Origin of the sequence: Rathayibacter sp. AY1G1, from assembly GCF_002932095.1 — a bacterium.
Lineage (GTDB): Bacteria > Actinomycetota > Actinomycetes > Actinomycetales > Microbacteriaceae > Rathayibacter.
The window spans coordinates 70,788-94,482 of sequence record NZ_PSUZ01000015.1; the positions used below are offsets into that span (position 1 = coordinate 70,788).

A 23,695-nucleotide genomic window follows, 5' to 3' on the forward strand; every position below is an offset into this window, starting at 1 on the left:
TCCGCCCCGCTCCATGCCCCTCCTCCGAGGATCGCGGACTCCCGATCCCGCCGATCGGCCCTCCGGCCGATCCGTGGAGGCGCTTCCCGATCCCGCCCCTGTGGAGGAGCGGTCGACCGCGTCACGCCGCCACCGAGAAGGTCGAGAGCAGCACCGAGACGATCACCGGAGCCACTCCGAGCAGCAGGAACGCCGGCAGCACGCAGATCCCGAGCGGCAGCATCAGGGTCACGCCGAGCCGAGCGGCTCGCTCCCGCGCCCCCGAGGACGCCCGCGCCCGGACCAGAGCCGCCTCGCTCCGGAGCAGACGTCCGGCCGGCACGCCCGCCGCCGCGGAGAGGGCGAGCACCGGGTCCGCGTCGGAGAGCACGCGCTCGCCCGAGTCGAGCCCGCACTCGGCGAGCGCCGCGACGACCCGGGCGCGCGACGACTCGATCGAGCCGCCGCCGGCCAGCGCCACCGAGAGGAGGTCGAGCGCGAGCCCGGGCGCCGGATCGGCCGGGGCCGCGCTTCGGACGAGGCGCCGCGTCCACGCGTGCGCGGCCGCCATCAACCCGGCTCCCCCGACCAGGCAGACCGCACCGGGCACCGTCCCGAGGAGCACGCCGACCACGTCGAAGCCCAGCAGTGCCCCCAGACCCAGCGCCGCCAGCGGCAGCGCGCTCACGACCCTCCCGGTGGCGGAGGGACCGGCCAGAGCCACCTCTATGTCCCGGCGGGCGCGCGCCAGCTCGCGCAGGGACTCCGCCAGCTCGCCGAGAGCGGCGGCGACCGGCGCGCCGGAGTCGGCGGCCACCCGCCACGCGGCGGCCAGCGCCGCCCACGCGGTCGCCTCACCGGTGTCCGGCGCTCGCCGTCGCGGCCGCTTCCGCTCCGAGCCGCTCCGCCGCGAAACCGGCGTCCCGCGCAGCAGCGCCTCCGTCACGTCGCCCCCGCGGCCGGCCTCCTCCGACACCGCCCGGAGCAGTCGCCGCCGCCGCGCGTCCCCGCCGTCCGCCCCCTCCGCCCCCGCGAGATGCCCGAGAGCCGACGCGGGAGCCACTCCCGCCGCGAGGAGGACGGCCAGTCGGTGCACGACGGCCGCGACCTCGTCCAGACCGTCGCGGCCCGTCACGCGCCCGACCTCGAGGCGCTCGGGAGCGAGCCGTCCTCGACCCTCAGGCGTCCGGCCGCGTCGAGCGCGAACGTCCCTGACGCCGCCAGCCGCCGCCGACCGTCGCGGCGCTCGAGGTGGAGCACCAGGTCGATCGCGCTGACCGTCTGGCGGGCGATCGCCTCGGGCCCGAGCCCCGCGAGGACCCCGAGCGCCTCGAGACGCGCGGGCACGTCCTCGAGGGAGTTCGCGTGGAGGGTCCCCGCACCGCCGTCGTGCCCGGTGTTCAGCGCGGACAGCAGCTCGCGCAGCTCGACGCCGCGGCACTCGCCGAGGACCAGGCGGTCCGGACGCATCCGCAGCGCCTCCCGCACGAGCCGGTCCAGGCCCACGGCACCGGCGCCCTCGAGGTTGGGCTGCCGCGCCTCGAGCGAGACGACGTGCGGGTGCGCCGGCCGCAGCTCGCCGACGTCCTCGATGGCGACGATCCGCTCGGTCGGCGCCGCGCACCCGAGCAGGGCGCCGAGCAGGGTGGTCTTCCCCGATCCGCCCGCTCCCGTGATCAGCAGGTTCCACCGCTCGCGGACCGCCCGGCGCAGAAGCCGCACTCCGTCGTCGTCCAGCATCCCGGCCGCCTGCAGCTCCCCGAGCGTCCAGGAGTCCGACCGCGGCACCCGCACCGACACGAGCGCTCCCCCGGTCGCCACCGGCGGCAGCACGACGTGCACGCGGACCCCGTGGCGGAGCCTGACGTCCACGCACGGGCTCGCCTCGTCGACGTGCCGTCCACCGGCCGCGACCAGCGCGACGGCCAGCCGCCGTGCTCCGGCGGCGTCGAGCGTCCACTCCGGAACCCGCTCCGCACCACCGCCCCGGTCGATCCAGAGGCCCGCGCCGCCGTTCACGAAGAGGTCGGTCACCGCGGGATCCGCGGCGTGCGGCGCGAGCAGCCCGAGACCGGCGGCGGCGGGCCGCACCGGCAGCGGGTCGCGGCGGTGCTCGGCGGGGACGAGGGGGACGAAGTCGCGGGTCATCCCGGCACGCTAGGAGCCCGTTCCGCGCGCCGGGGCGCTCCCTGCCCGATCGGAGGAGAGACGCCCGCGTCGGCGCCTGTGGAGGAACGACCCGGGCCGGACGCGCGCGCAGGGGCGGCCCGGAGCTCTCGGCAGGGAGCCGCTCCGAGGAGGGGCCCCACGGCGCAGAGAAGCCCAGTCGACGAGGAGACGTCCCGGCAACGCGGAAACGCCCCCGCGAGCAGGGCTCGAGCGGGGGCGTCCCTCCGCCGGATCCGGCGGGAAGAAGGGGGCGGCACCCATTGGGGGGAACAGGTGCCGCCTCGGCGGCGCTGGATTGGGGGGAATCACTTGCGCCGCTGGGCCGAAGTTCATTCGGCCGTATGCAACTGTAGGGGACGGATCGCGATTCGCCAAGCCCGGATCCTGTTCTCTGCGGACTCTTATCCGACACCCGCCCCGCACCCAGCTTGCGGCGCTCGGCGATCCCCGCTGGAGGCGGGCGCTACGGTGGTGCGACGCCGACCGCGCGGGCCGGCGAACGTCTCACTCGCGAAGGAGCGAATCGCAGATGTCCACTCCCCCCGACGCCCCGGCTGCCGACCTGAACGCCATCGACAACCTCCTCCACGAGACCCGCCGGTTCCCGCCGCCGGCCGATCTCGCCGCCGGAGCGGTCGCGACCGCCGCGCTCTACGACGAGGCCGCGGCCGACCGCCTCGCCTTCTGGGCCGACCGGAGCCGAGAGCTCCTGCACTGGCACCGACCGTTCACGCGCACCCTCGACTGGAGCGAGCCCCCGTTCGCGAAGTGGTTCGACGACGGTGAGCTGAACGTGGCCTACAACTGCCTCGACCGCCACGTCCTGGCCGGCCACGGCGACCGCGTCGCCCTGCACTGGGAGGGCGAGCCCGGCGACTCCCGCTCGATCACCTACGCCGAGCTCACCGCCGAGGTGAAGCGCGCCGCGAACCTGCTCACGAGCCTCGGCGTCCGCGCCGGCGACCGCGTCGCGATCTACCTGCCCATGATCCCGGAGGCGGTCATCGCGATGCTGGCCGTCGCCCGGCTGGGGGCGGTCCACTCCGTCGTCTTCGGCGGCTTCAGCGCCGAGAGCCTGCGCGCGCGCATCGACGACGCGGAGGCGACACTCGTCATCACCGCCGACGGCGGCTGGCGCAAGGGCGCCGTCTCGCCCCTGAAGCCGGCGGTCGACGCCGCGCTCGCCCTCGGCGGCGAGTCCAGCGTCCAGCACGTCCTGGTCGTGCGCCGCGGAGGCAACGAGGTCGCCTGGCACGAGGGGCGCGACCTCTGGTGGCACGAGGAGATCGTGGCGGTCGACGCCGACCACGTCGCCAAGCCGTTCCCCGCCGAGCAGCCCCTCTTCATCCTCTACACCAGTGGCACCACGGGTAAGCCCAAGGGCATCCTGCACACCAGCGGCGGGTACCTCACCCAGGTCGCCTTCACGCACCGCGCGGTCTTCGACCTGCACCCCGAGTCGGACGTCTACTGGTCGACCGCGGACGTGGGCTGGATCACCGGGCACAGCTACGTCGTCTACGGCCCGCTCGCCAACGGCGCCACCCAGGTGATGTACGAGGGCACTCCGGACAGCCCGCATCCCGGCCGCTGGTGGGAGATCGTCGAGAAGCACGGCGTGACGATCCTCTACGCGGCGCCCACGGCGATCCGCTCCTTCATGAAGCTCGGCCGGCAGATCCCGCAGCGCTTCGACCTCTCGAGCCTGCGCCTGCTCGGATCGGTCGGCGAGCCGATCAACCCGGAGGCGTGGGTCTGGTACCGCGACGTCATCGGCGGCGGCCGCACCCCCATCGTCGACACGTGGTGGCAGACCGAGACCGGCGCGATGATGGTGTCCCCTCTGCCCGGCGTCACGACGCTCAAGCCCGGGTCCGCGCAGGTCGCTCTGCCGGGCATCTCGATCGACGTGGTCGACGACTCCGGGACGCCGGTCGGCGCCGACGAGGGCGGACTGCTCGTGATCACCGAGCCCTGGCCGGCGATGCTGCGCGGCATCTGGGGCGACCCGGAGCGCTACGTCGAGACCTACTGGTCGAAGTTCGGCGACCGCTACTTCGCGGGTGACGGAGCGCGTCGCGACCAGGACGGCGACCTCTGGCTCCTGGGGCGCGTGGACGACGTGATGAACGTCTCCGGCCACCGCCTCTCGACCGCCGAGATCGAGTCGGCCCTCGTCTCCCACCCGGTCGTCGCCGAGGCGGCCGTCGTGGGAGCCGCGGACGAGACCACCGGCCAGGCCGTGGTCGCGTTCGTGATCGCGAAGGCGAGCCAGGCCGAGGCGCTGGCCCACGGACACGACGAGCTCGAGGCCACCCTGAAGGCGCACGTCGCCGAGCACATCGGCGCGATCGCCCGCCCGAAGCGGATCTTCGTGGTGCAGGAGCTGCCCAAGACCCGCTCGGGGAAGATCATGCGCCGGCTGCTGCGCGACGTTGCGGAGGGACGCGCCGTGGGCGACACGACGACGCTCGCGGACACGCAGGTGATGGCGGTGATCTCCTCCGCGATCGCCGCGGACTGACCGGGCACCGCACGCCCCCTCCCACCGCGTGGGCCGGAGGGGGCGGTGCGTCAGTCGAAGGCGACGATCAGCTCGACCTCGACGGGAGCGCCGAGGGGCAGCTCCGCCACCCCGACGGCCGAGCGCGCGTGACGGCCGGGCTCGCCGAACACGTCGCCGAGCAGCTCCGAGGCGCCGTTGATCACGCCGGGCTGCCCGGTGAAGCCGGAGGCGGACGCGACGAAGCCGGTGAGCTTCACGATCCGCGTCACCCGGTCGAGCGATCCGATCGCGTCGGCGACGGCCGCGAGCGCGTTGAGGGCGCAGGTGCGGGCCAGGTCCTTCGCCTGCTCGGGCGACACCTCGTCGCCGACCTTGCCGACCAGCGGCAGAGCGCCGTCGACGAAGGGGATCTGCCCGGCCGTGTAGACGAGGCCGCCGTGCACGACGGCGGGGACGTAGGCGCCGGCGGGGACCGCGACCGCGGGCAGCTCGACGCCGAGCTCCGCGAGGCGCTCGGCGATCACGCGCCGGCCTCGGCGACGGGGCGCTTGAGGTACGCGACGAGGCCGCCCTCGGGACCGGTCACGATCTGGACCAGCTCCCAGCCCTCGGATCCCCAGGTGTTCAGGATCGCCGTGGTGTTGTGGATCATCAGCGGGGTGGTGATGTACTCCCAGCGCGGGACGGACATGGCTCTCCTCGGGTGCGGCCGGTGCGGGACGACTGCTGAGCGCCGCGCGTCGGCGGGATGAGCGCCGCGGCTCGTCCGAGCGCGGCGACTACGCTGATTCTATGTCGGGGCAGGGCGGGACCAGAGTCGTGAAGACCATCGGGGGCGCCGTCGGCGGTCTGATCGGCATCGTCGCCATGAGCGTCGTCGCGGGAGTCCTGGTGGCCGCCTCGGTGACGCCGGCGATCGCGCTGAGCGGCATGGCCGCCGGCAACACGGTGGAGATGTTCGACAACCTCCCCGAGTACCTCGAGATCGGCACGCTCGCCGAGAAGAGCGACGTGTACGCGAAGGACTCCTCCGGCGGCGACGTGCTGCTCGCCTCCTTCTACGCCCAGAACCGCGTCGAGGTGGGCTGGGACGAGATCTCGCCGTTCGTGAAGGACGCCGTGGTCGCCTCCGAGGACCCCCGCTTCTACGAGCACGGCGGCATCGATCTGCTCGGCACCGTCCGCGCGGCCGCGACGACGGCCATGGGCGGGGACGTCCAGGGCGGCTCCTCCATCACGCAGCAGTACGTCAAGAACGTGCTCGTGCAGAAGGCGGAGGCGCTCAGCGATCCGATCGAGCGCGACGCGGCCTACCGCGAGGCCACGGAGACCACTCCGGAGCGCAAGGTCGCGGAGATGCGGCTCGCCATCGGGCTCGAGAAGGAGTATCCGAAGAACGACATCCTGCTGGGCTACCTCAACATCGCCCTGTTCGGCGGCACCGTCTACGGCGTCGAGGCGGCTGCCCGCTACTACTTCGGAGTGAGCGCGAAGGACCTCTCGCTCGCGCAGTCCGCCGCGCTCGTCGCGATCGTGAACAACCCCGAGAAGTTCCGCTTCGACCGGCCCGGCGACCCGGCGAACCCCGCCGCGGAGGGCTACCCGCAGACCCGGGACCGGCGCGACTACATCGTCACCCGCATGGACCTCGAGTCGAAGGTGACGTCCGAGCAGGCGCAGGCGGCCGTCGCCGAGCCCGTGACGCCGAACATCACCGAGCCGAGCACCGGCTGCCAGACGGCCGGAGTCGCGGCCTTCTTCTGCGACTACGTCACCTGGGTCATCAAGAACGACGACGCGTTCGGTGCGAGCCAGGACGAGCGCGACGCCACCTTCAAGCGCGGCGGCTACCGGATCTACACGACCCTCGACTCCGACCTGCAGCAGGCCGCCGTCTCGGCCACCGACGACTGGGTGCCCAAGTCGATGGCGAATGTGAACATCGGCAGCGCGAGCGTCTCGGTCGAGGTCGGCACCGGCCGCATCCTCGCGATGACCCAGAACAAGGACTACTCCAACGATCCGGACCTGACGGGCCCCAACTACACGAGCGTCAACTACAACACCGACTTCGGGTACGGCGGCTCCTCGGGATTCCAGGTCGGCTCGACCTACAAGGTGTTCACCCTCGCGGAGTGGCTGCAGGAGGGGCACTCGCTCGGCGAGAGCGTCGACGGCACCCGCCGCGCCTACACGACCTTCCGTGACAGCTGCGAGCCCGACGGCGTCTACTACGGCGAGTCCTGGAACCCCGGGAACGACGAGGGCGGCAACGGAGGAGTGACCACGGCCCTGCAGGCCACGACCGGCTCGATCAACACCTCGTTCGCCGCCATGGCCCAGCAGCTGGACCTCTGCGGCATCCGCAACACGGCGCTGGCGATGGGCGTGCACCGTGCCGACGGGACCGAGCTGCAGAAGCTCGCGCCGACCATCCTCGGCACCAACGAGATCGCTCCGCTCACGATGGCCACGGCCTTCGCCGGCTTCGCGAACAAGGGCACCGTCTGCACGCCCATCGCGATCGACCGCATCGTCGACCGCACGGGCGCCGACGTCGCGCCGCCCGCCTCCGAGTGCAGCCAGGGGATGTCCGAGGAGGTGGCCGCGACCGCCGGCTACGCCCTGCAGCAGGTGGTGACGGGCGGCACCGGCGCCCCCTCCAACCCCCGCACCGGGGTGCCGCACATCGGCAAGACCGGCACCACGGACGACGCGCTGCACACGTGGATGGTCGGCGCGAGCACCGAGGTCGCCACCGCCACCTGGGTCGGCAACGTGACCGGCTTCACCTCCATGCGCGGATTCAGTCTCAACCGGGTGAACGCCGGTCAGGTGCGCCACCAGATCTGGCCGCGCATCATGCGCGTCGCCGACGCCAAGTACGGCGGGACGGCGTTCCCGGCTCCGGTCCGCTCGCTCGTCGACGCTCCGCAGGAGGCCGTGCCCCAGGTCACCGGCCAGAGCCCCTCTGCGGCGGCCTCACGCCTGCGCTCCGTCGGCTTCACGGTCCGCGTCGACACTTCTCCGGTCCCCTCCGACCGCCCGGCAGGGAAGGTCGCGCAGACGAACCCGCCCGCCGGGTCGCGCGTCTCCCGGGGCGCGGAGATCACCCTGCAGATCAGCGCCGGACCGGGCGCCCCGCCCCGCGCGGGCTGAGCCCCGCACCCCCGGCTGCTCCCGAGGGAGCGTCCGGCAGAATGAACGCGGCCGCGCTCGCGGCCGACGTGCGAGAGAAGGACCCATGACCGGACGCACCCGTCGCCCCCTCACCACCGCCCTCGCGACCGTCGCCGCGGCCGGAGCCGTCGCCGCGGCCTGGGGCATCGGCGTCGAGCGGACGTTGTTCACCGTCCGGCGCACGTCGTTCCCGGTGCTGCCCGCCGGTTCCGAGCCGATCCGCGTCCTGCACGTGTCGGACCTGCACATGGCCCCGTGGCAGACGAAGAAGCAGGAGTGGATCCGCTCGCTCCTCGCCCTGGCGCCCGACGTCGTGGTCGACACCGGCGACAACCTCGGCCACCGCGACGGCGTGCTCGGCATCCGCCGAGCCCTGGAGCCCTTCGCCGGGATCCCCGGCGCCTTCGTCAACGGATCCAACGACTACTTCGGCCCTCGGATCAAGAACCCGCTCCGCTACTTCGTCGGCCCCTCCAAGAACCCCAAGCAGCACGAGGCCGATCTCGACACCGACGGGCTGACCGGCTTCTTCTCGGACGGGCTCGGGTGGGTGGACCTCAACAACCGCGCCGAGAGCATCACGGTGAAGGGGACGCGCATCGAGTTCTTCGGCGTCGACGACCCGCACATCGGCCTCGACCGCATCGACCTCGTCGCCGGAGCCGTGGACGAGCTGCGCGGCGCGGAGGACGGACCGGCCGGGGTCAGCATCGGCGTGGCGCACGCGCCCTACCAGCGCATCCTCGACGACTTCGTCGCCCGCGGCGCCGAGGTGATCCTCGCCGGGCACACGCACGGCGGGCAGGTCTGCGTCCCGGGCTTCGGCGCCCTCGTCACCAACTGCGACATCCCGCGCGACAAGGTCGCCGGCTCGACGACGTGGGACAACGGACTGCGCAGCTCGTACCTCAACGTGTCCGCCGGAGTCGGCACCTCGATCTACGCACCGGTGCGCTTCGCCTGCCGGCCCGAGGTGACCCTCGTCACGCTCACTCCGGCGGCCTGACGAGGGGTGTCCGACGGCGGTCCGGAAATCGGCTACTATTGTCGAGGCTCGTGAGCGGTTCTCCGTGATGAGCACACCGGGGTGTGGCGCAGCTTGGTAGCGCGCCTCGTTCGGGACGAGGAGGTCGTGGGTTCGAATCCCGCTACCCCGACCGGTGAGAAGCCCGGCCAGGATCGATGATCCGGCCGGGCTTCGTCGTTCCCGGGGCGTTCTCGGAATTCTGCTGTGGCGGGGCTCGCCCGCAGGCGGATGCTCGCCCGGGCCGGAGCCTGGTCGACGACGGAGCCGGCGCGATCACCGCCCCGCGCTCTCCGGCTCGAGCACCCCTGACGGCGTCCCGAGCGTCCTGCGCACGGGCGTGCCTCCAGCCCACTCCCCCGCGCCTCCCGGCCCGATCCCAGCAGCCGGGAGCGAGACTGTTCTTCCGCCGTCGTCGCCGCCCCCGCCCGACGACCGACGAGAGGAGCACCGTGACCCGGTCGCTCACCCGCCTCACCCTCGCCATCAGCGTGCCCTACGTGGTCGCGCTCGCAGCCATCGCCTTCTGGCCGACGCCCGTCGATGCGGGAGTGCGGGGGGATCTCGGCCGGGTGACCTCCTGGTTCGCCCGGCACGGCCTCCCGATGGTCGACTACGCGTTCATCGAGTCGACCGCCAACATCGCCCTGTTCGTGCCCCTGGGGCTGCTCCTGGCCCTCAACCTGCGGCTCCGGAGGGCGTGGGTCGCTGTGGCCGTCGGCGCCGTCGTGAGCTCGCTGATCGAGGCGGGCCAGCTGCTCTTCCTCTCGGCGCGCTTCGCGACCGTCGACGACGTCGTGATGAACACCTCCGGCGCGCTTCTCGGCGCGGTCGCCGGCGTCCTGCTCCGGATGGTCGTCCGCGCACGACGACGCCGGAGGGCGGCGGAGTGGGACGACGCCTTCGCGCACATCCCCCTCCGCGGCACCTCCGGCGTGGTGGCGGATCAGCCGAGCCGCGTCCGCTGAGACGACGGCTCCGCCGCGTCAGCGGCCGAGGCCGCGGTACTCCCAGCCGGCAGCACGCCAGGCGGCGGGGTCGAGGCAGTTGCGACCGTCGACGAGGAAGGTGTTGGCCACCTTCGCCGCCGTGGCCGCGGGGTCGAGGGCGCGGAACTGCTTCCACTCCGTCACGACGACCACGGCGTCGGCACCGGCCAGCGCCTCGTCGACGTCGGTCGTGTAGGTGATCTCGGGGTAGCGGCGGCGCGAGTTCTCGATCGCCTCGGGGTCGGTCGCGACCACGGTCGCACCGAGGTCGTGCAGGCGAGCGGCGACGTCGAGCGACGGCGAGTCGCGGATGTCGTCCGACTCCGGCTTGAACGCCAGACCGAGCACCGCGATGCGGCGGCCCTCGACGGAGCCGCCCAGGCCCTCGGTGACGAGGTCGACGACGCGCTGACGGCGACGCAGGTTGATCGCGTCGACCTCTTTGAGGAAGGCGACGGACTCGCCGACGCCGAGCTCGTCGGCGCGGGCAGAGAAGGCGCGGATGTCCTTCGGGAGGCAGCCGCCTCCGAAGCCGATGCCCGCGTTCAGGAAGCGGCGGCCGATCCGCACGTCGTAGCCGATCGCGTCGGCGAGCTGCGTGACGTCCGCGCCGGTGACCTCCGCGATCTCGGCGATCGCGTTGATGAACGAGATCTTGGTCGCGAGGAAGGCGTTGGCCGAGACCTTCACCAGCTCGGCGGTGGCGTAGTCGGTGACCACGAGCGGGGTCTCGGCCGCGAGCGCCGTCGCGTAGACCTCGTCGAGGGTCGCCTTCGCCGCTGCTCCGGCCTCGCCCGCGGGCACGCCGTAGACGAGCCGGTCGGGGCTGATCGTGTCCTTGACCGCGAAGCCCTCGCGGAGGAACTCGGGGTTCCAGGCGAGGGTCGCACCGGAGGAGGCGATGCGGTCGGCCAGGCGGGCGGCGGTGCCGACGGGGACGGTCGACTTGCCGACGACGAGGGAGTCCGCCTCGAGGTAGGGCAGGAGACCGTCGATCGCCGAGTCGACGTAGGTCATGTCCGCGGCGTTCTCGCCCGGCTTCTGCGGGGTGCCGACGGCGACGAAGTGCACGGCCGCACCGGCGGCGTCGGCCATGTCGGTCGAGAAGCGCAGGCGCCCGGAGGCGACGCCGGAGGACAGCAGCTCCGGGAGGCCGGGCTCGAAGAACGGCGCGGTGCCGGCGGCCAGGGCGTCGATCTTCTTCTGGTCGACGTCGATGCCGATGACGTCGTGGCCGAGCTCGGCCATGGCGGCAGCGTGGACGGCACCGAGGTAGCCGCAGCCGATGACAGAAAGCTTCACAGGGGTTCTCCGAATCGTGGCGGGTTCGTGTCGCGGTCGCGACGGTGAGGAGGAGCGATGCGATGCGGCGAGGCGTCAGCGCGCCCGCGGACGCGCGACTACCGCCGCGCCAATGCTCTCAGATCGCGGGAGACGTCGGCGACAGCCGCCGCGATCTGCGCCGCCACGCGCTCGTGCACGGCCTCGCTGCGGCCGATCGGGTCCTCGATGTCGTCGCCGCCCTCGCCCCGCGGGGCGCGCCCGCGGTGGGCGGCGGCGAGCCGCACGACGGCGCGGAGCCGCGCGGCGGGGTCCTCGACCGTCGGCAGCGGCACCTCCCGCAGCACGAACGGCAGCACGCGGGCGAACTCGAGCAGCGTGAAGCCGCGGAGGAGGAGCGACGGGAAGCGCCGGGAGGCGTCGACCAGGTGGTCGCGCGTCATCGTGAGCAGGAGGTCGGCGTCGCCGACGATCGCGTCGCCGAGCACCGCGCTCGTGTGCGCGGCCGGGTCTCCCCCGTGCTGAGCCGAGAAGCGGGCCGAGACCGGGTCCATCGGCAGTCCGTCGCGCGTCCTCACTCCGGCGCTCGTGAACGCGAAGAGCGGACCTCCCGCGGGTGATGTCGCGTCGGCGAGTGCGGCGCGCAGCAGCTGCTCCGCCATCGGCGACCGGCAGATGTTGCCGGTGCAGACCGAGAGCACGGTGAAGACGGGGGCGGCGGAGGCGGCGACCGGTTCGTCCGGTCGCCAGCTCCGGCGGGCGGGGCGGGCGGAGTCGTCTCCCGGGAAGATCATCGCGGGGCGCTCAGGCCGAGGTCGACGCGGGCTCGGGCTCGACGGCCGTGTCCGGGCGGGCACCCGATCGCTCGGAGCCGTAGTAGCTCGTGTAGTAGTAGCCGTAGCCCCGGCCGACCTGGCCGCGCGCGGGCACGCGGTTGAGGATCACGCCGAGGGTGTGGCCGCTGACCCGCTCGATGTTCTGGATCGCCTTGCCCAGCTCGTCGGTCGTCGTCCTGCCCGCGGAGATGACCACGAGCGCGCCGTCGGTGCGGGCGGTGAGGATGGCGCCGTCCGTGACGGGCAGGAGCGGCGGCGCATCGACGATCACGATGGCCTCGCGAGCGATCTCGTGCAGGAGGATGTCCATGCCGTTGGAGCCGAGCAGCTCGGACGGGTTCGGCGGGATCGACCCGGCTCCGAGCACCCAGAGGTTGCCGGACGGGCCCCACGGCTGCAGGACGTCCTGCAGTTCCGCCTTGCCGATCAGCAGGTCGGTCAGGCCGACGCCGGGAACGAGGCCGAACGACTTGGCGACGGTGGGCTTGCGGAGGTCGCCATCGACGACGACGGTCCGCTGGCCGGAGGCGGCAAGCGTCACCGCGAGGTTCGCGGTCACCGTCGACTTGCCGTCCGAGGGCAGCGGGCTCGTCACGACGATGATGCGCGGCGGGCTGTCGATGTTCATGAACTGCAGGTTCGTGCGGAGCTCGCGCAGCGCCTCGGCGAGTGCGTGCTTGCCGTCGGCCTTGATGTAGTCGGTCGTGTCGGCCTCGGGGACGATGCGGTTGGTCTCGCTGAGGCGCTTGTCGACGGGGAGGGTGCCGACCACGGGGAGGTCGAACAGGCGCTCGACCATCTCGGCGGTGCGGATGCGCCGGTCCAGCGTGTTGCGGACGAACGCGTAGACGAGACCGAGGACGAGGCCCGCGAGCGCGCCGACCGCGAGGACGAGGCGCAGGTTCGGGAACGCCGGCGAGGACGGGAGCGCCGCGGCCTGCAGAACGGTGAGGGAGACCGTGTCGCCGACGCCCGTCTCCTGGTTGACCTGCTGCACCTTGGTGGCGATGGCCGCGACCCAGGCGTCGGCGAGCTTCTGCGCGCCCTCGGGGGTGGAGGCGGTGGCGCTGACCTTCATCACCGGGGCGACCGTGTCGGCCTGCACCGTGATCGCCGAGATCAGCGTGGCGGGCGAGACGTCGAGGCCGAGGCTGTCGATCGCGATCTGCGCCACGTCGCGCGAGGTGGCGATCGGGACGTACGTGGCGAGGCTCGACTTGGCGACGGACTGCGCGATCTGCTGCGTGTAGATCGCCTGGCTGTCGTCGGCACCGGTGGTGGCGACGGAGACCAGGCCCTGCGAGTCGGCGACGTACCGCGGCTTCTGCGTCAGCGACCAGCCGAAGGCGACGAGAGTGCCGAGGAGGATCGCCGCGACGATCGGGATCCAGTGGTCGCGCAGCAGCCGGAGGACGTCTCGAAGTTCCACAGAGTCAGATTTCCTTCGCTGGTACGGATCACGCGGCGGGCGCCGGCGACGGGTTCTTCCGAATTCTGACACAGCGCTTCCGCGCCCTCGGCGCCAGGCGCGTCAACCGTGCCACCTGTCGGGGGTGGGCTCCGGCGGAGTCCCTCTCGTGATCACTCCGAGGCCCTCGAGCTCGACGACCGCCGACTCGACGACCGCCTCCGCATCGACGCCGGCGGGCGGCGGGCCCGCCTCCTCGAGCACCGCGGCGACGAGACCGGGCAGATCGGAGCCCCGGCCGGCGTGGCGCCAGATCGTCGGGCCGATGCCGGACAGGCGCACGAGGGTGCCGCCGCAGAACACGAGCAGCTGGCCGTCGGCGAGCTCCACCGCGTCGTCCGCAGGGGTGCGCAGGACGGTGCCGGGCAGGGCCTCGCCCACAGGGTCGAGCTGCACGGAGACCACGTCGGACCAGGCGGACGGGGCCTCGGCGCCGAGGGACGCGAAGACCTCCTCGACCAGGTGCACCACGCTCGCGGCCTCGGAGTAGACCAGTCGCCGGACGCCGCCCAGCGCCGAGAGGGTGCGGACGAGATCGGCGATCGGCCGCGGTCGGGCCGAGAGGTACGAGGTCTGCGGCACCAGATCCTCGATCGCGTCGACCGGGTCGACGTGCTCGAGGAAGGGCGTCCCGACGCCGTCGCGGCGCTCGAGCAGGAGGACGCCCGCCAGACGCAGGGGCGCCTCCGGGACCGGTCGGAGGGCGAGCGACCCGGGGGCCAGCTGCGCCTTCGGCGCCGATCCGGTCAGCGGCTTCACCGACAGCGGCTTGGGATAGGGCAGGACGCGCCCCTCCGGGGTCACGCCGACCGTCTCGTCGGTGACGTAGCCGAAGCGGGACCCGAGCGTCCGGGCGATGGTGGTCTTGCCGGTCCCGGAGGCGGCGACGAAGGCCAGCACGCGGCCGGACTCGTCGGAGATCCCGCAGGCGTGGAGCATCAGCAGGTCGGCGCGCCGGGCGCCGATCGCCTCGAGGGTCAGGGTCGAGGTCAGGGACTCCTCGAGCTGCGCGAGCGTGGCGCTCGAGACCCGGGGCGAGCCGTCGACCGGGACGGAGGGATCGTGCCCCACCTCGGCGAGGACGTCGCGTGCTCCCGCGTCGGGCTCGGACGCGCAGGCGGCCCAGCTGTCGGCGATCCGCGCCGCGTCCTCGTCGCCGACGCCGCGTCCGAAGACCACGCGGAACGGGGTCTCGAGGACCGAGACGGACAGGGTGCGGGGCTCGGCGCCCCTCCCCCCGGCGATCAGTACGCCCCGTCGCGGGCGAGGACGGCGCGCGCGGTCTTGAAGAGGATGACGATGTCGCCGGTCATCGACCAGTTCTCGACGTAGTACAGGTCGAGGCGGACGGTGTCCTCCCACGAGAGGTTCGAGCGTCCGCTGACCTGCCAGAGCCCGGTGATGCCCGGCTTCATCAGGAAGCGGCGGTGCACGTGCTCCTCGTACTGCTCGACCTCGCGGGCCAGCGGCGGGCGGGGGCCGATCAGGGACATGTCGCCGCGGAAGACGTTCAGGAACTGGGGCAGCTCGTCGAGGCTGAAGCGCCGGAGGATCGCGCCCACCCGGGTGACGCGCGGGTCCTTCGCCATCTTGAAGAGGATCGAGTTCCCCTCCGCACGCTGCTGCGACGCGAGAGCCGCCAGTCGCGCCTCCGCGTCGACGACCATCGAGCGGAACTTCAGCATCTCGAAGGTCGCGCCGTTCAGGCCGATGCGCTCCTGCCGGAAGAGCACGGGCCCGGGGCTGGTGACCTTGACCAGCACGGCGACGACGACGAGCACCGGCGCGCTGAGGATGATCAGCATGGTCGACGCCAGGATGTCGAAGAGGCGCTTGGCGAACCGCTGGCGGCCGTCGAAGCGCGGGGTCTCGACGTGGATCAGCGGAAGGCCCGCGACGGGGCGGGTGTGGATGCGCGGACCGCCGATGTCGGTGAGGCTCGGCGCCACGACGAGGTGCTCGCGCCCGGGCTCGAGCGTCCAGCTCAGCTCGCGGATCCGCTGCGGCGCCAGCTCGTCGGAGCTCGTGACGACCACCGTGTCGGCACCGGTGGCGTCCATCACGGCGCGGACGCCGTCGATCCCGGTGAACCCGTGGACCGCGAGGCCCGAGAGCTCCTGCTCGCTCCGCAGCGCGTCCGCACCGCCGACCGAGGTCGAGACGGCACCGACGAGCTTGTAGCCGGCCTCGGTGCCGCGACGCAGCTCGCGCGCGGTGTGCAGGACGCTCGCGCGGGAGCCGAGGAGCACGACCTGGCTCGAGAAGCGGCCCGCCCGACGCTGCCGGGTGAGCCAGGAGCGCCAGACCAGGCGGCCGACGCAGATCAGCACGATCCCGGCGGGGAACGCCGTGATGATGTAGCCGCGCGCGAGCAGGATCTGGAGCAGGTAGGCGATGATCGCGACGATGCCGAAGAGCCAGATGGAGGCGTCGACGACGCGGCGGTACTCGACGTAGCCGGTGCCGACGATCCGGCGGTCGCGCGTGTCGAAGACCTGGAGGGCGAGGAGCCAGCCGACCGACAGGGCGACGGACACCCAGGTGTAGCTGACCGCGATGTCGGCGGGGTTCTTGAACCCCAGATCCGAGTTCAGGTTCAGGTCGAACCAGAAGAGCTGCGTGCCGAAGACGGAGAGGACGATCGCGACGACGTCCGTGATGAGCAGCCGTCGCCGGTAGTCCTGCTCCCACGACGGCCGACGCCTCAGCGGTGCCCCTTGCGCCGTCATCGTTTCCCCCGACCTTTCCTGCTGCTTCGAAAGGCGTAATTCCGTTTCCGGTGTTGTCACGTCGTCAGGCTACCCACTTCCTCGTTTCGGAGGGGTGTCGCACCGGTGAGGAACGCTCGACCGGTCAGCCGCGGAGCCGGCCGCGGCTCTCCTGGAGGTAGCACGCGCCGCACAGCGACTCGTAGGTGACCGCCGTTCCGTCGATCGCGACCTGATCGCCGTCGAAGACGAAGCGGCCGTCCACGACGCGCCCGTTGAAGATCGCTTTGCGCCCGCACCGGCAGATCGTCTTCAGCTCCTCGAGGCTGTGGGCGATCTCCAGGAGCCGCCTGCTGCCCGGGAACGCGGCGGTGCGGAAGTCCGTGCGGATGCCGTACGCCAGGACGGGCACGTTCTCGAGGATGGCGATCCGGAGCAGATCGTCGACGTGCGACTCCGGCAGGAACTGCGCCTCGTCGACGAGCAGAGCGCTCACGTCGCGCTTCGACTCGGCCAGGACGCGGGCCCGGGCCGCGGTGAAGACGGCCACCGGGTCCCCGTCGGGCTCGAACAGGATGTCCACCGGACGGGTCACGCCGAGCCGCGACACGATCAGCTCCTCGCCCTTCGTGTCGACGGCCGGCTTGGCCAGCAGCACCCGGTGCCCGCGCTCCTCGTAGTTGTGCGCGGCCTGCAGGAGCGACGTGCTCTTCCCGCTGTTCATCGCTCCGTAGCGGAAGTACAGCTTGGCCATCAGGTCTCCTCGGGGCGGGTCCGGAGGCGGGGCCCCCGGGGTGAGCAGGGGCCGGTCACGGGAGGAACCCGTCCTCGCCTGCGCGGCGGATCAGATCGGCCCGGCGGCTCGCGGGCCTGCCGACGGCGACGTACTTGCGGCGCACGCGCTGCAGGTAGGTCTTCGCGGTCTCGAACTGCACGTTCATCTTGGCGGCGACCTCGGGGGTGCTCGATCCGGACGCGTAGAGACGCAGCGCCTCCAGCTCGCCGGCGCTGAGCCGTGGGCGCTGCTGCGCCGCGACCCCGGACGGCAGGGGCCGCCACTGCGCGGACGAGACGTCGGCCGAGCGCATCTCGAGAGCGGCGCGGGTCTGCTCCATCACCTCGGCGAGCGGGCGCGACTTCGCCAGGTGCCGCACCGCTCCGGCCTTCAGGGCGCGCTCGCGGACCTCGTCGTCCTCGCTCGCGGAGAGCGCCACGACCGCGGCTCCGGCCGCCCGGCAGGTCCGGATCCGCGCCTCGATCGAGATCGGCTCGCGCAGCTCGACGTCCATCACGACCACCTGGGTGGGGAAGACATCGCTCGTCACCAGGTCGTGCCAGGTGGAGGCGGCCACGACGACCTCGAAGTCCGGGGCGTGGGTGCGGATCCACGCGCTCGTCGCCGCGAGCAGGTCCTCGCGCGGGTCGAGCAGGCCGAGCCGGACCGCACGGGGTGGCGCGTCGCGGGCGCTCCGGGCGGAGGAGCCCGAGGGCTCACCGGAGCGGGTGACCATGCGGACGATCCTAGCCGCGGCCGGGCCCGCCCCCGGCTCAGAACAGCGTCGGCTGTCCTACGCCCGGCAGGATCGCGGCGCGCTCCGGCCCGAGCTCCCCGACCAGCAGCCCGTCGTGCTGGAGGGAGCGCCGCTCGCCGCCGAGGGTCCGCAGCGTTCCGAGCGAACCGAGGGCGGAGGACTTGACGGAGCCGGTGGCCGGGTCCTCCTCGCCGCGCTCGAGCCCGTGCGCGCGCATCAGCGGGCGGATGCGCGCCGAGAGCCAGCGCCGGTACTCGAGAGGCGCGTAGGCGTCGCGGCCCGGGTAGAGCGCTCGGTACTTGTCGACCAGCTCGGGGTGCTCCTGCCCGAGCCACTGCAGGAACCACTCCTTCACCCCGGGCTTGAGGTAGAGGGTCGAGTACATGATCGTGCTGGCGCCCGCCTCGCGGCAGGCCCGGAGCGACTCGTCGAGGTGCGCCCGGGTGTCGGTGAGGAACGGCAGGATCGGCATCAGGAACACCGAGCAGTCGAAGCCGGCCTCCCGTGCCGCGGTGACCGTCGCCAGCCTGGCCGCCGCGGTCGGCGCACCCGGCTCGACGGAGCGCTGGAGGCCCTCGTCGTAGACGGCGATCGACACTCCGAGGTCGACCGGGACGTGCTCGGCGGCCTCGCGGAGCAGCGGCAGGTCTCGCCGCAGCAGCGAGCCCTTCGTGAGGATCGAGATCGGGGTGCCCGAGGCGGCGAGCGCGGCGATGATGCCCGGCATCAGCCGGTAGCGGCCCTCGGCGCGCTGGTACGGATCGGTGTTGGTGCCGAGTGCCACGGGGTGCCCCTCCCAGCTCGGCTTCGCGAGCTCCCGGGTGAGGACCTCGGCGACGTTCACCTTCACGACGATCTGCGAGTCGAAGTCGCGGCCGCCGTCGAACTCGAGGTACTCGTGCGTGGGCCGGGCGAAGCAGTAGGTGCAGGCGTGGGTACAGCCGCGCATCGGGTTGATGCTCCAGCCGAACGGCATCTTCGAGGAGGTGTGCACGCGGTTGAGCGCCGACTTCGCGAGCACCTCGTAGAAGGTGATGCCCTCGAACTCCGGCGTGCGCACCGTCCGCACCAGGTCGGTGAGCTTGACGAGGCCGGGCAGGGCGGCCTCGTCGGCCGTGCCGATCGACTGCCCGCTCCACCTCATGGAGCCATTAGAACATACGTTCGAACGGATCGCAGCCGATCAGACCGAGGCGGACAGCTCCAGCGTCTCGGCGGTCGCGGTGACCGTCTGCTCGGCCTTCTCCGGCGCGTCGTTGAGGGTCGAGCCGTAGCTCGGCACCAGCGCGCGGATCCGCGGCTCCCAGGCCTTCATCCGGTCGGGGAAGCACTTCTGCACGATGTCGAGCATGATCGGCACGGCGGTCGAGGCTCCGGGCGAGGCGCCGAGCAGGCCGGCGATCGTGCCGTCCCCTCCGGTGATGACCTCGGTGCCGAACTGCAGCACGCCGCCCTTCTTCTCGTCCTTCTTCATCACCTGGACGCGCTGGCCGGCGGTGATCAGGTACCAGTCCTCGTCGCGGGCGGTGGGCAGGAACTCGCGCAGGGCCTTCATCTTCTTGCCACGGCCGGCGAGCACCTCGCCGATCAGGTACTTCATCAGGTCGAGGTTGTCGCGGGCGACCGCGAGCATCGGGCCAATGTTGTGCGGCCGGATCGACAGGGGCAGGTCGAGCCACGAGCCCCGCTTCAGGAACTTGGGCGTGAAGCCCGCGTAGGGGCCGAAGAGGAGGGACGATTCGCCGTCGACGACGCGCGCATCGAGGTGCGGCACCGACATCGGGGGCGCGCCGACCGCGGCCTTGCCGTAGACCTTCGCCTTGTGCCGGGCGACCAGCTCGGGGTTGTCGGTGCGGAGGAACTGGCCCGAGATCGGGAAGCCTCCGAAGCCCTTGATCTCGGGGATGCCCGACTTCTGCAGGAGGTGCAGCGCACCGCCGCCGGCGCCGACGAAGACGAAGCGGGCGGTCACCGACTGGGGCGTGCCTCCGACGACCTGCTTGAGGTCGAGGCGCCAGGTGCCGTCCTTCTGCCGGGTGATGTCGGTGACCTCGCGGCCGGTGTCGAGCGTGCCGCCGTGGGCGACGACGTGGTCGAACAGCTGGTGGGTCAGCGAGCCGAAGTCGACGTCGGTGCCGGCCGGCATGCGCGTCGCCGCGTAGGGGCCGCCGCCGGCGGGACGCTGCTCCATCAGCAGGGGCGCCCACTCGTGGATGGTCTTGACGCTCTCGGTGAACTCGATGCCGGCGAACAGCGGCTGGTCCTTGAGCGCCTCGTAGCGCTTCCGGAGGTACTCGACGTTGGCCTCGCCGTGCACGAAGGTCATGTGCGGCGCCGGGTTGATGAAGCTGGAGGGCTCGCGGATGTCGCCGGACTCCACCAGGCTCGACCAGAACTGGCGCGAGATCTGGAACTGCTCGTTGATCTGGATCGCCTTGGCCGGGTCGACGGAGCCGTCGGCCGCCTCGGGCATGTAGTTCAGCTCGCAGAGGGCCGCGTGACCGGTGCCCGCGTTGTTCCACGGGTTCGACGACTCCTGCGCCACGTCGCCGAGGCGCTCATAGGCGGCGATCGTCCAGTCGGGCTGCAGCTGGGTGATGAGGGCGCCGAGCGTGGCGCTCATGATGCCCCCACCGATGAGGGCGACGTCGACCGGTTCCGAGGAGTTCACGAGAGTCGAGTTTACGCTCGCCCGCGGACGCCGCGGCGGGGAGGGGCCCCGCTCCCCCATCAAATTCGCGGCTTTTCCACCCGGAAGGGGCCGGAGCGCTCGGCGCCGGCCCCGTCCACGCCGGTCAGGAGACGGGCTGCTTCGCCGCGATGAGCTCGGCGATCTGCACGGCGTTCAGGGCCGCGCCCTTGCGGAGGTTGTCGTTGCTGATGAAGAGCGCGAGGCCGCGTCCCTCCGGGGCGCCCTCGTCGGCGCGGATGCGGCCGACGAAGCTCGGGTCCTTGCCCGCGGCCTCCAGCGGAGTCGGCACCTCGCGCAGCACGACGCCGGGCGCGTCGGCCAGCAACTCGCGAGCACGCTCGGGGCTGAGGGCGGAGGCGAACTCGGCGTTGACGGAGAGCGAGTGGCCGGTGAACACGGGGACGCGCACGCAGGTGCCCGAGACCAGCAGCTCCGGGAGCTCGAGGATGCGGCGGCTCTCGTTGCGGAGCTTCTTCTCCTCGTCGGTCTCGTTCGAGCCGTCCTCGACCAGGCTCCCCGCGAAGGGGATGACGTCGAAGGCGATCGGGGCGACGTACTTGTCCGGCGCGGGGAAGTCGACCGCCGAGCCGTCGTGCACCAGGTCGAGCAGGTGCTCGTCGGCGACGGCGGCGCGGACCTGGCCGGCCAGCTCGTTCGCTCCGGCCAGCCCGCTGCCGGACACGGCCTGGTAGGTGCTGACGATCAGGCGCGTGAGCCCCGCCTCGCGGTCGAGGACCTTGAGGATCGGCATCGCGGCCATCGTGGTGCAGTTGGGGTTGGCGATGATGCCCTTGATCGCCTGGTCGATGGCGTGGGGGTTCACCTCGCTGACGACCAGCGGGACCTCGGGGTCCATCCGCCAGGCGCTGGAGTTGTCGATCACGGTGACGCCGGCCGCGGCGAAGCGGGGCGCCTGCGCGCGCGATCCCGTGGCTCCGGCCGAGAACAGGGCGATGTCGAGCCCCGACGGATCGGCGGTCTCCACGTCCTCGACCACGACGTCCTCGCCGCGGAACGGCAGCGTCGTGCCCGCCGAGCGGGCGGTGGCGAAGAAGCGGATGGACGCGATCGGGAAGTCGCGCTCCTCGAGGAGGCGGCGCATCACCTTCCCGACCTGGCCGGTCGCGCCGACGACGCCCACGTGGAGGGGGGTGCTGCTCATGCTGTGCTCTTTCGTCCGTGCGGCGCGCGGGCCGCTCGTGGCGGGGGGATCGAGGGAGAGGGTACCGGTCGGTCCGGCCGCTCGGGAGGAACGGCCGGATCGCGAGGGTGTCCGGCCGTCAGCGGCCGGTGCCGGCGTAGACGACGGCCTCGTCCTCGGCGTCGAGCCCGAAGGCGGTGTGCACGACGCGCAGAGCCTCGTTCACGGTGTCGGCGCGGGTGACGACCGAGATGCGGATCTCGCTCGTGGAGATCATCTCGATGTTGATCCCGGCCTCGTAGAGGGAGCGGAACAGCTTCGCGGAGACGCCGGCGTTGGTGCGCATCCCGGCGCCCACGAGCGCGAGCTTGGCGATCTGGTCGTCGTACTGCAGGGACTCGAAGCCGACCTCGTCCTTCTCGGCGTTGAGAGCCATAAGGACCGTCTGGCCGTCGGCCTTGGGCAGGGTGAACGAGATGTCGGTGCGGGCGGTGGCCGCAGCCGACACGTTCTGCACGATCATGTCGATGTTGGAGCCGGTCTTGGCCACGATCGTGAAGATCTGCGCGGCCTTGCCCGGGATGTCGGGGACTCCGACGACGGTGATCTTCGCCTCGTTCAGGTCGGCGGCGACTCCGGCGATGATGGGCTCTTCCACGGCTTGTCCGTTCTGCTCGGCGCCGGAGGTCTCGGCGTTGTAGACGATGGTGCCCTCGTTGGGGCTGAAGGAGGAGCGCACGTGGAGCGTGACTCCGTGGCGGCGGGCGAACTCGACGGCGCGGATGTGCAGCACCTTCGCTCCCGCGGCGGCCAGCTCGAGCATCTCCTCGCTGGTGATGCGGTCGAGCTTGCGGGCCTTCTTGACGACCCTCGGGTCGGCGGTGAAGACGCCGTCGACGTCGGTGTAGATCTCGCAGGTGTCGGCGCCGAGTCCTGCGGCGAGCGCGACGGCGGTGGTGTCCGAGCCGCCGCGGCCGAGGGTGGTGATGTCCTTCGTGTCGCGGTTGAAGCCCTGGAAGCCCGCGACGATGACGACGGCGTTCTCGTCGAGCGCCTCGCGGAGACGGACCGGGGTGATGTCGACGATGCGGGCGGCGCCGTGCTGCGCGTCCGTGATCATGCCGGCCTGGCTGCCGGTGAAGGAGCGGGCCTCGAAGCCCATGCTCTTGATCGCCATCGCCAGCAGCGCCATCGAGATGCGCTCGCCCGAGGAGAGCAGCATGTCGAGCTCGCGGGGGGCGGGGATGGGCGTGACCTGGTGGGCGAGCTCGAGCAGGTCGTCGGTGGTGTCGCCCATGGCCGAGACGGCGACGACCACGTCGTTGCCCGCCTGCTTGGTGGCGACGATCCGCTTCGCGACCCGCTTGATGCTCTCCGCGTCGGCGACGGAGGACCCGCCGAACTTCTGGACGATCAGGCTCACGTGCTGCTCCCGTGTCGGTGGCTGGACCGCCGTCGCGACCCGACGGGCGAGTCTACCGGTCGACCGCATGCCGGAGCGGTCATGCGACTCCGGCGGCCGCGTCAGTTCTCGACGAGCCGGCGGCCCTCGAAGGCGCGGCCGAGGGTGATCTCGTCGGCGTACTCGAGGTCTCCGCCGACGGGCAGCCCGGAGGCCAGACGGGTGATGCGGATGCCGAGGGTGCTGAGCATGCGCGAGAGATAGGTCGCCGTCGCCTCGCCCTCGAGGTTCGGGTCGGTCGCGATGATGACCTCCTGCACCTCGCCGTCCGCGAGCCGCTGCAGCAGCTGGCGGATGCGGAGCTGATCCGGGCCGATGCCGTCGATCGGGCTGATCGCGCCGCCGAGCACGTGGTAGAGCCCGCGGAACTCGCGGGTGCGCTCGATCGCCGGGACGTCCTTCGCCTCCTCCACGACGCAGATGACGGCGCGGCTGCGGCGCGGATCGCGGCAGATCCCGCAGGTCGCCTCCTCCGCCACGTTCCCGCAGATGTCGCAGAAGTGCACACGGCCGCGCAGCTCGAGCAGGATCTCGGCGAGCCGGGTGACGTCGAACGTCTCGGTCTGCAGGATGTGGAACGCGATGCGCTGGGCGGACTTCGGGCCGATGCCGGGGAGCCGGCCGAGCTCGTCGATCAGCTCCTGGACGATGCCTTCGTACATGCGGTCGCCTCCTCTCGGGTGGGGCGGACGGGGGTGGCGGTGCGGGCGGCGTCGGAGGCGGAGGGG

Annotated in this window: 20 protein-coding genes and 1 tRNA gene; 5 read left to right on the forward strand and 16 right to left on the reverse strand. The window is 72.2% G+C overall.

Annotated features, from left to right (window positions below; all coding sequences use genetic code 11):
- Positions 1-121: 121 nt before the first annotated feature.
- Together C5C36_RS10170 and C5C36_RS10175 are read right to left on the reverse strand one after the other, a co-directional pair.
- Positions 122-1,114 (reverse strand): type II secretion system F family protein, encoded by a 993-nt coding sequence (locus tag C5C36_RS10170; protein ID WP_104309687.1) that lies wholly within the window; start codon positions 1,112-1,114, stop codon positions 122-124.
- Positions 1,111-2,127: a TadA family conjugal transfer-associated ATPase gene (locus C5C36_RS10175; RefSeq protein ID WP_104267508.1), complete on the reverse strand. Its 1,017-nt coding sequence runs from the start codon at positions 2,125-2,127 to the stop codon at positions 1,111-1,113. Before C5C36_RS10175 ends, C5C36_RS10170 begins: the two co-directional genes overlap by 4 nt.
- A 550-nt stretch (positions 2,128-2,677) precedes the next feature.
- Here C5C36_RS10175 and acs point away from each other — a divergent pair.
- On the forward strand, positions 2,678-4,672 hold the full coding sequence (gene acs / locus C5C36_RS10180; protein WP_104309688.1) for an acetate--CoA ligase: 1,995 nt from the start codon (positions 2,678-2,680) through the stop codon (positions 4,670-4,672).
- 50 nt (positions 4,673-4,722) lie between these two features.
- On the opposite strand, the gene C5C36_RS10185 is transcribed toward acs, so the two are convergent.
- Together C5C36_RS10185 and C5C36_RS17615 are read right to left on the reverse strand one after the other, a co-directional pair.
- Positions 4,723-5,178, reverse strand: a complete 456-nt coding sequence (locus C5C36_RS10185) for a RidA family protein (RefSeq protein ID WP_219813481.1) — start codon at positions 5,176-5,178, stop codon at positions 4,723-4,725.
- Complete coding sequence (locus C5C36_RS17615; protein WP_164861113.1) at positions 5,175-5,345, reverse strand: hypothetical protein; 171 nt, start codon at positions 5,343-5,345, stop codon at positions 5,175-5,177. The genes C5C36_RS10185 and C5C36_RS17615 overlap by 4 nt, the downstream gene beginning before the upstream one ends.
- 101 nt (positions 5,346-5,446) lie before the next feature.
- On the opposite strand from C5C36_RS17615, the gene C5C36_RS10190 reads away from it, so the two are divergent.
- The 4 genes from C5C36_RS10190 (at position 5,447) to C5C36_RS18050 (ending at position 9,826) form a co-directional block, all read left to right on the forward strand.
- Entirely contained in the window at positions 5,447-7,813 is a 2,367-nt protein-coding gene (locus C5C36_RS10190; RefSeq protein WP_104309689.1) for a transglycosylase domain-containing protein, read from the forward strand.
- 85 nt (positions 7,814-7,898) lie between these two features.
- On the forward strand, positions 7,899-8,840 hold the full coding sequence (locus C5C36_RS10195; protein WP_104222183.1) for a metallophosphoesterase: 942 nt from the start codon (positions 7,899-7,901) through the stop codon (positions 8,838-8,840).
- 77 nt (positions 8,841-8,917) lie between these two features.
- Positions 8,918-8,991, forward strand: a tRNA-Pro gene (locus C5C36_RS10200).
- A 319-nt stretch (positions 8,992-9,310) separates the two neighbouring features.
- Entirely contained in the window at positions 9,311-9,826 is a 516-nt protein-coding gene (locus tag C5C36_RS18050) for a VanZ family protein (protein ID WP_258059527.1), read from the forward strand.
- An 18-nt stretch (positions 9,827-9,844) separates the two neighbouring features.
- Here C5C36_RS18050 and C5C36_RS10210 read toward each other — a convergent pair whose 3' ends face one another.
- The 12 genes from C5C36_RS10210 to recR form a co-directional block, all read right to left on the reverse strand.
- On the reverse strand, positions 9,845-11,149 hold the full coding sequence (locus C5C36_RS10210; RefSeq protein WP_104222179.1) for a UDP-glucose/GDP-mannose dehydrogenase family protein: 1,305 nt from the start codon (positions 11,147-11,149) through the stop codon (positions 9,845-9,847).
- A gap of 98 nt (positions 11,150-11,247) precedes the next feature.
- On the reverse strand, positions 11,248-11,922 hold the full coding sequence (locus C5C36_RS10215) for a low molecular weight phosphatase family protein (RefSeq protein ID WP_104227254.1): 675 nt from the start codon (positions 11,920-11,922) through the stop codon (positions 11,248-11,250).
- A 10-nt stretch (positions 11,923-11,932) separates the two neighbouring features.
- Positions 11,933-13,393: a polysaccharide biosynthesis tyrosine autokinase gene (locus C5C36_RS10220; protein WP_181027156.1), complete on the reverse strand. Its 1,461-nt coding sequence runs from the start codon at positions 13,391-13,393 to the stop codon at positions 11,933-11,935.
- 102 nt (positions 13,394-13,495) lie between these two features.
- A complete protein-coding gene (locus C5C36_RS10225) occupies positions 13,496-14,611 on the reverse strand; it encodes a hypothetical protein (protein WP_104227255.1) in 1,116 nt (371 codons plus the stop codon).
- A gap of 65 nt (positions 14,612-14,676) precedes the next feature.
- The gene (locus tag C5C36_RS10230; protein WP_104222171.1) at positions 14,677-16,161 is read right to left on the reverse strand and encodes a sugar transferase; all 1,485 of its coding nucleotides are present in this window, start codon (positions 16,159-16,161) and stop codon (positions 14,677-14,679) included.
- 124 nt (positions 16,162-16,285) lie between these two features.
- The gene (locus C5C36_RS10235) at positions 16,286-16,894 is read right to left on the reverse strand and encodes a thymidine kinase (RefSeq protein WP_104227256.1); all 609 of its coding nucleotides are present in this window, start codon (positions 16,892-16,894) and stop codon (positions 16,286-16,288) included.
- A 55-nt stretch (positions 16,895-16,949) separates the two neighbouring features.
- Entirely contained in the window at positions 16,950-17,651 is a 702-nt protein-coding gene (locus tag C5C36_RS10240; RefSeq protein WP_146076549.1) for a LuxR C-terminal-related transcriptional regulator, read from the reverse strand.
- A gap of 37 nt (positions 17,652-17,688) precedes the next feature.
- The gene (locus tag C5C36_RS10245) at positions 17,689-18,816 is read right to left on the reverse strand and encodes an Rv2578c family radical SAM protein (protein WP_104309690.1); all 1,128 of its coding nucleotides are present in this window, start codon (positions 18,814-18,816) and stop codon (positions 17,689-17,691) included.
- A gap of 39 nt (positions 18,817-18,855) precedes the next feature.
- On the reverse strand, positions 18,856-20,403 hold the full coding sequence (locus C5C36_RS10250) for a malate:quinone oxidoreductase (RefSeq protein WP_104288179.1): 1,548 nt from the start codon (positions 20,401-20,403) through the stop codon (positions 18,856-18,858).
- A 64-nt stretch (positions 20,404-20,467) separates the two neighbouring features.
- Positions 20,468-21,526 carry an aspartate-semialdehyde dehydrogenase gene (locus tag C5C36_RS10255; protein ID WP_104309691.1) on the reverse strand — a complete coding sequence of 353 codons (1,059 nt, stop codon included), beginning with the start codon at positions 21,524-21,526 and terminating at the stop codon, positions 20,468-20,470.
- Between the two features lie 118 nt (positions 21,527-21,644).
- Positions 21,645-22,928, reverse strand: a complete 1,284-nt coding sequence (locus C5C36_RS10260) for an aspartate kinase (RefSeq protein WP_104260372.1) — start codon at positions 22,926-22,928, stop codon at positions 21,645-21,647.
- Between the two features lie 101 nt (positions 22,929-23,029).
- Entirely contained in the window at positions 23,030-23,629 is a 600-nt protein-coding gene (gene recR, locus C5C36_RS10265) for a recombination mediator RecR (RefSeq protein ID WP_104222157.1), read from the reverse strand.
- Between the last annotated feature and the right edge of the window lie 66 nt (positions 23,630-23,695).

What these genes read in the sequence shown, in the direction of transcription:
- C5C36_RS10175 (WP_104267508.1), bottom strand. Translation starts at nt 2,127, where the DNA reads ATGACCCGCGACTTCGTCCCCCTCGTCCCCGCCGAGCACCGCCGCGAC.
- acs (WP_104309688.1), top strand. Translation starts at nt 2,678, where the DNA reads ATGTCCACTCCCCCCGACGCCCCGGCTGCCGACCTGAACGCCATCGAC.
- C5C36_RS17615 (WP_164861113.1), bottom strand. Translation starts at nt 5,345, where the DNA reads ATGTCCGTCCCGCGCTGGGAGTACATCACCACCCCGCTGATGATCCAC.
- C5C36_RS10190 (WP_104309689.1), top strand. Translation starts at nt 5,447, where the DNA reads ATGTCGGGGCAGGGCGGGACCAGAGTCGTGAAGACCATCGGGGGCGCC.
- C5C36_RS10195 (WP_104222183.1), top strand. Translation starts at nt 7,899, where the DNA reads ATGACCGGACGCACCCGTCGCCCCCTCACCACCGCCCTCGCGACCGTC.
- C5C36_RS10215 (WP_104227254.1), bottom strand. Translation starts at nt 11,922, where the DNA reads ATGATCTTCCCGGGAGACGACTCCGCCCGCCCCGCCCGCCGGAGCTGG.
- C5C36_RS10230 (WP_104222171.1), bottom strand. Translation starts at nt 16,161, where the DNA reads ATGACGGCGCAAGGGGCACCGCTGAGGCGTCGGCCGTCGTGGGAGCAG.
- C5C36_RS10235 (WP_104227256.1), bottom strand. Translation starts at nt 16,894, where the DNA reads ATGGCCAAGCTGTACTTCCGCTACGGAGCGATGAACAGCGGGAAGAGC.
- C5C36_RS10240 (WP_146076549.1), bottom strand. Translation starts at nt 17,651, where the DNA reads ATGGTCACCCGCTCCGGTGAGCCCTCGGGCTCCTCCGCCCGGAGCGCC.
- C5C36_RS10245 (WP_104309690.1), bottom strand. Translation starts at nt 18,816, where the DNA reads ATGAGGTGGAGCGGGCAGTCGATCGGCACGGCCGACGAGGCCGCCCTG.
- C5C36_RS10250 (WP_104288179.1), bottom strand. Translation starts at nt 20,403, where the DNA reads ATGGGGGAGCGGGGCCCCTCCCCGCCGCGGCGTCCGCGGGCGAGCGTA.
- C5C36_RS10255 (WP_104309691.1), bottom strand. Translation starts at nt 21,526, where the DNA reads ATGAGCAGCACCCCCCTCCACGTGGGCGTCGTCGGCGCGACCGGCCAG.
- recR (WP_104222157.1), bottom strand. Translation starts at nt 23,629, where the DNA reads ATGTACGAAGGCATCGTCCAGGAGCTGATCGACGAGCTCGGCCGGCTC.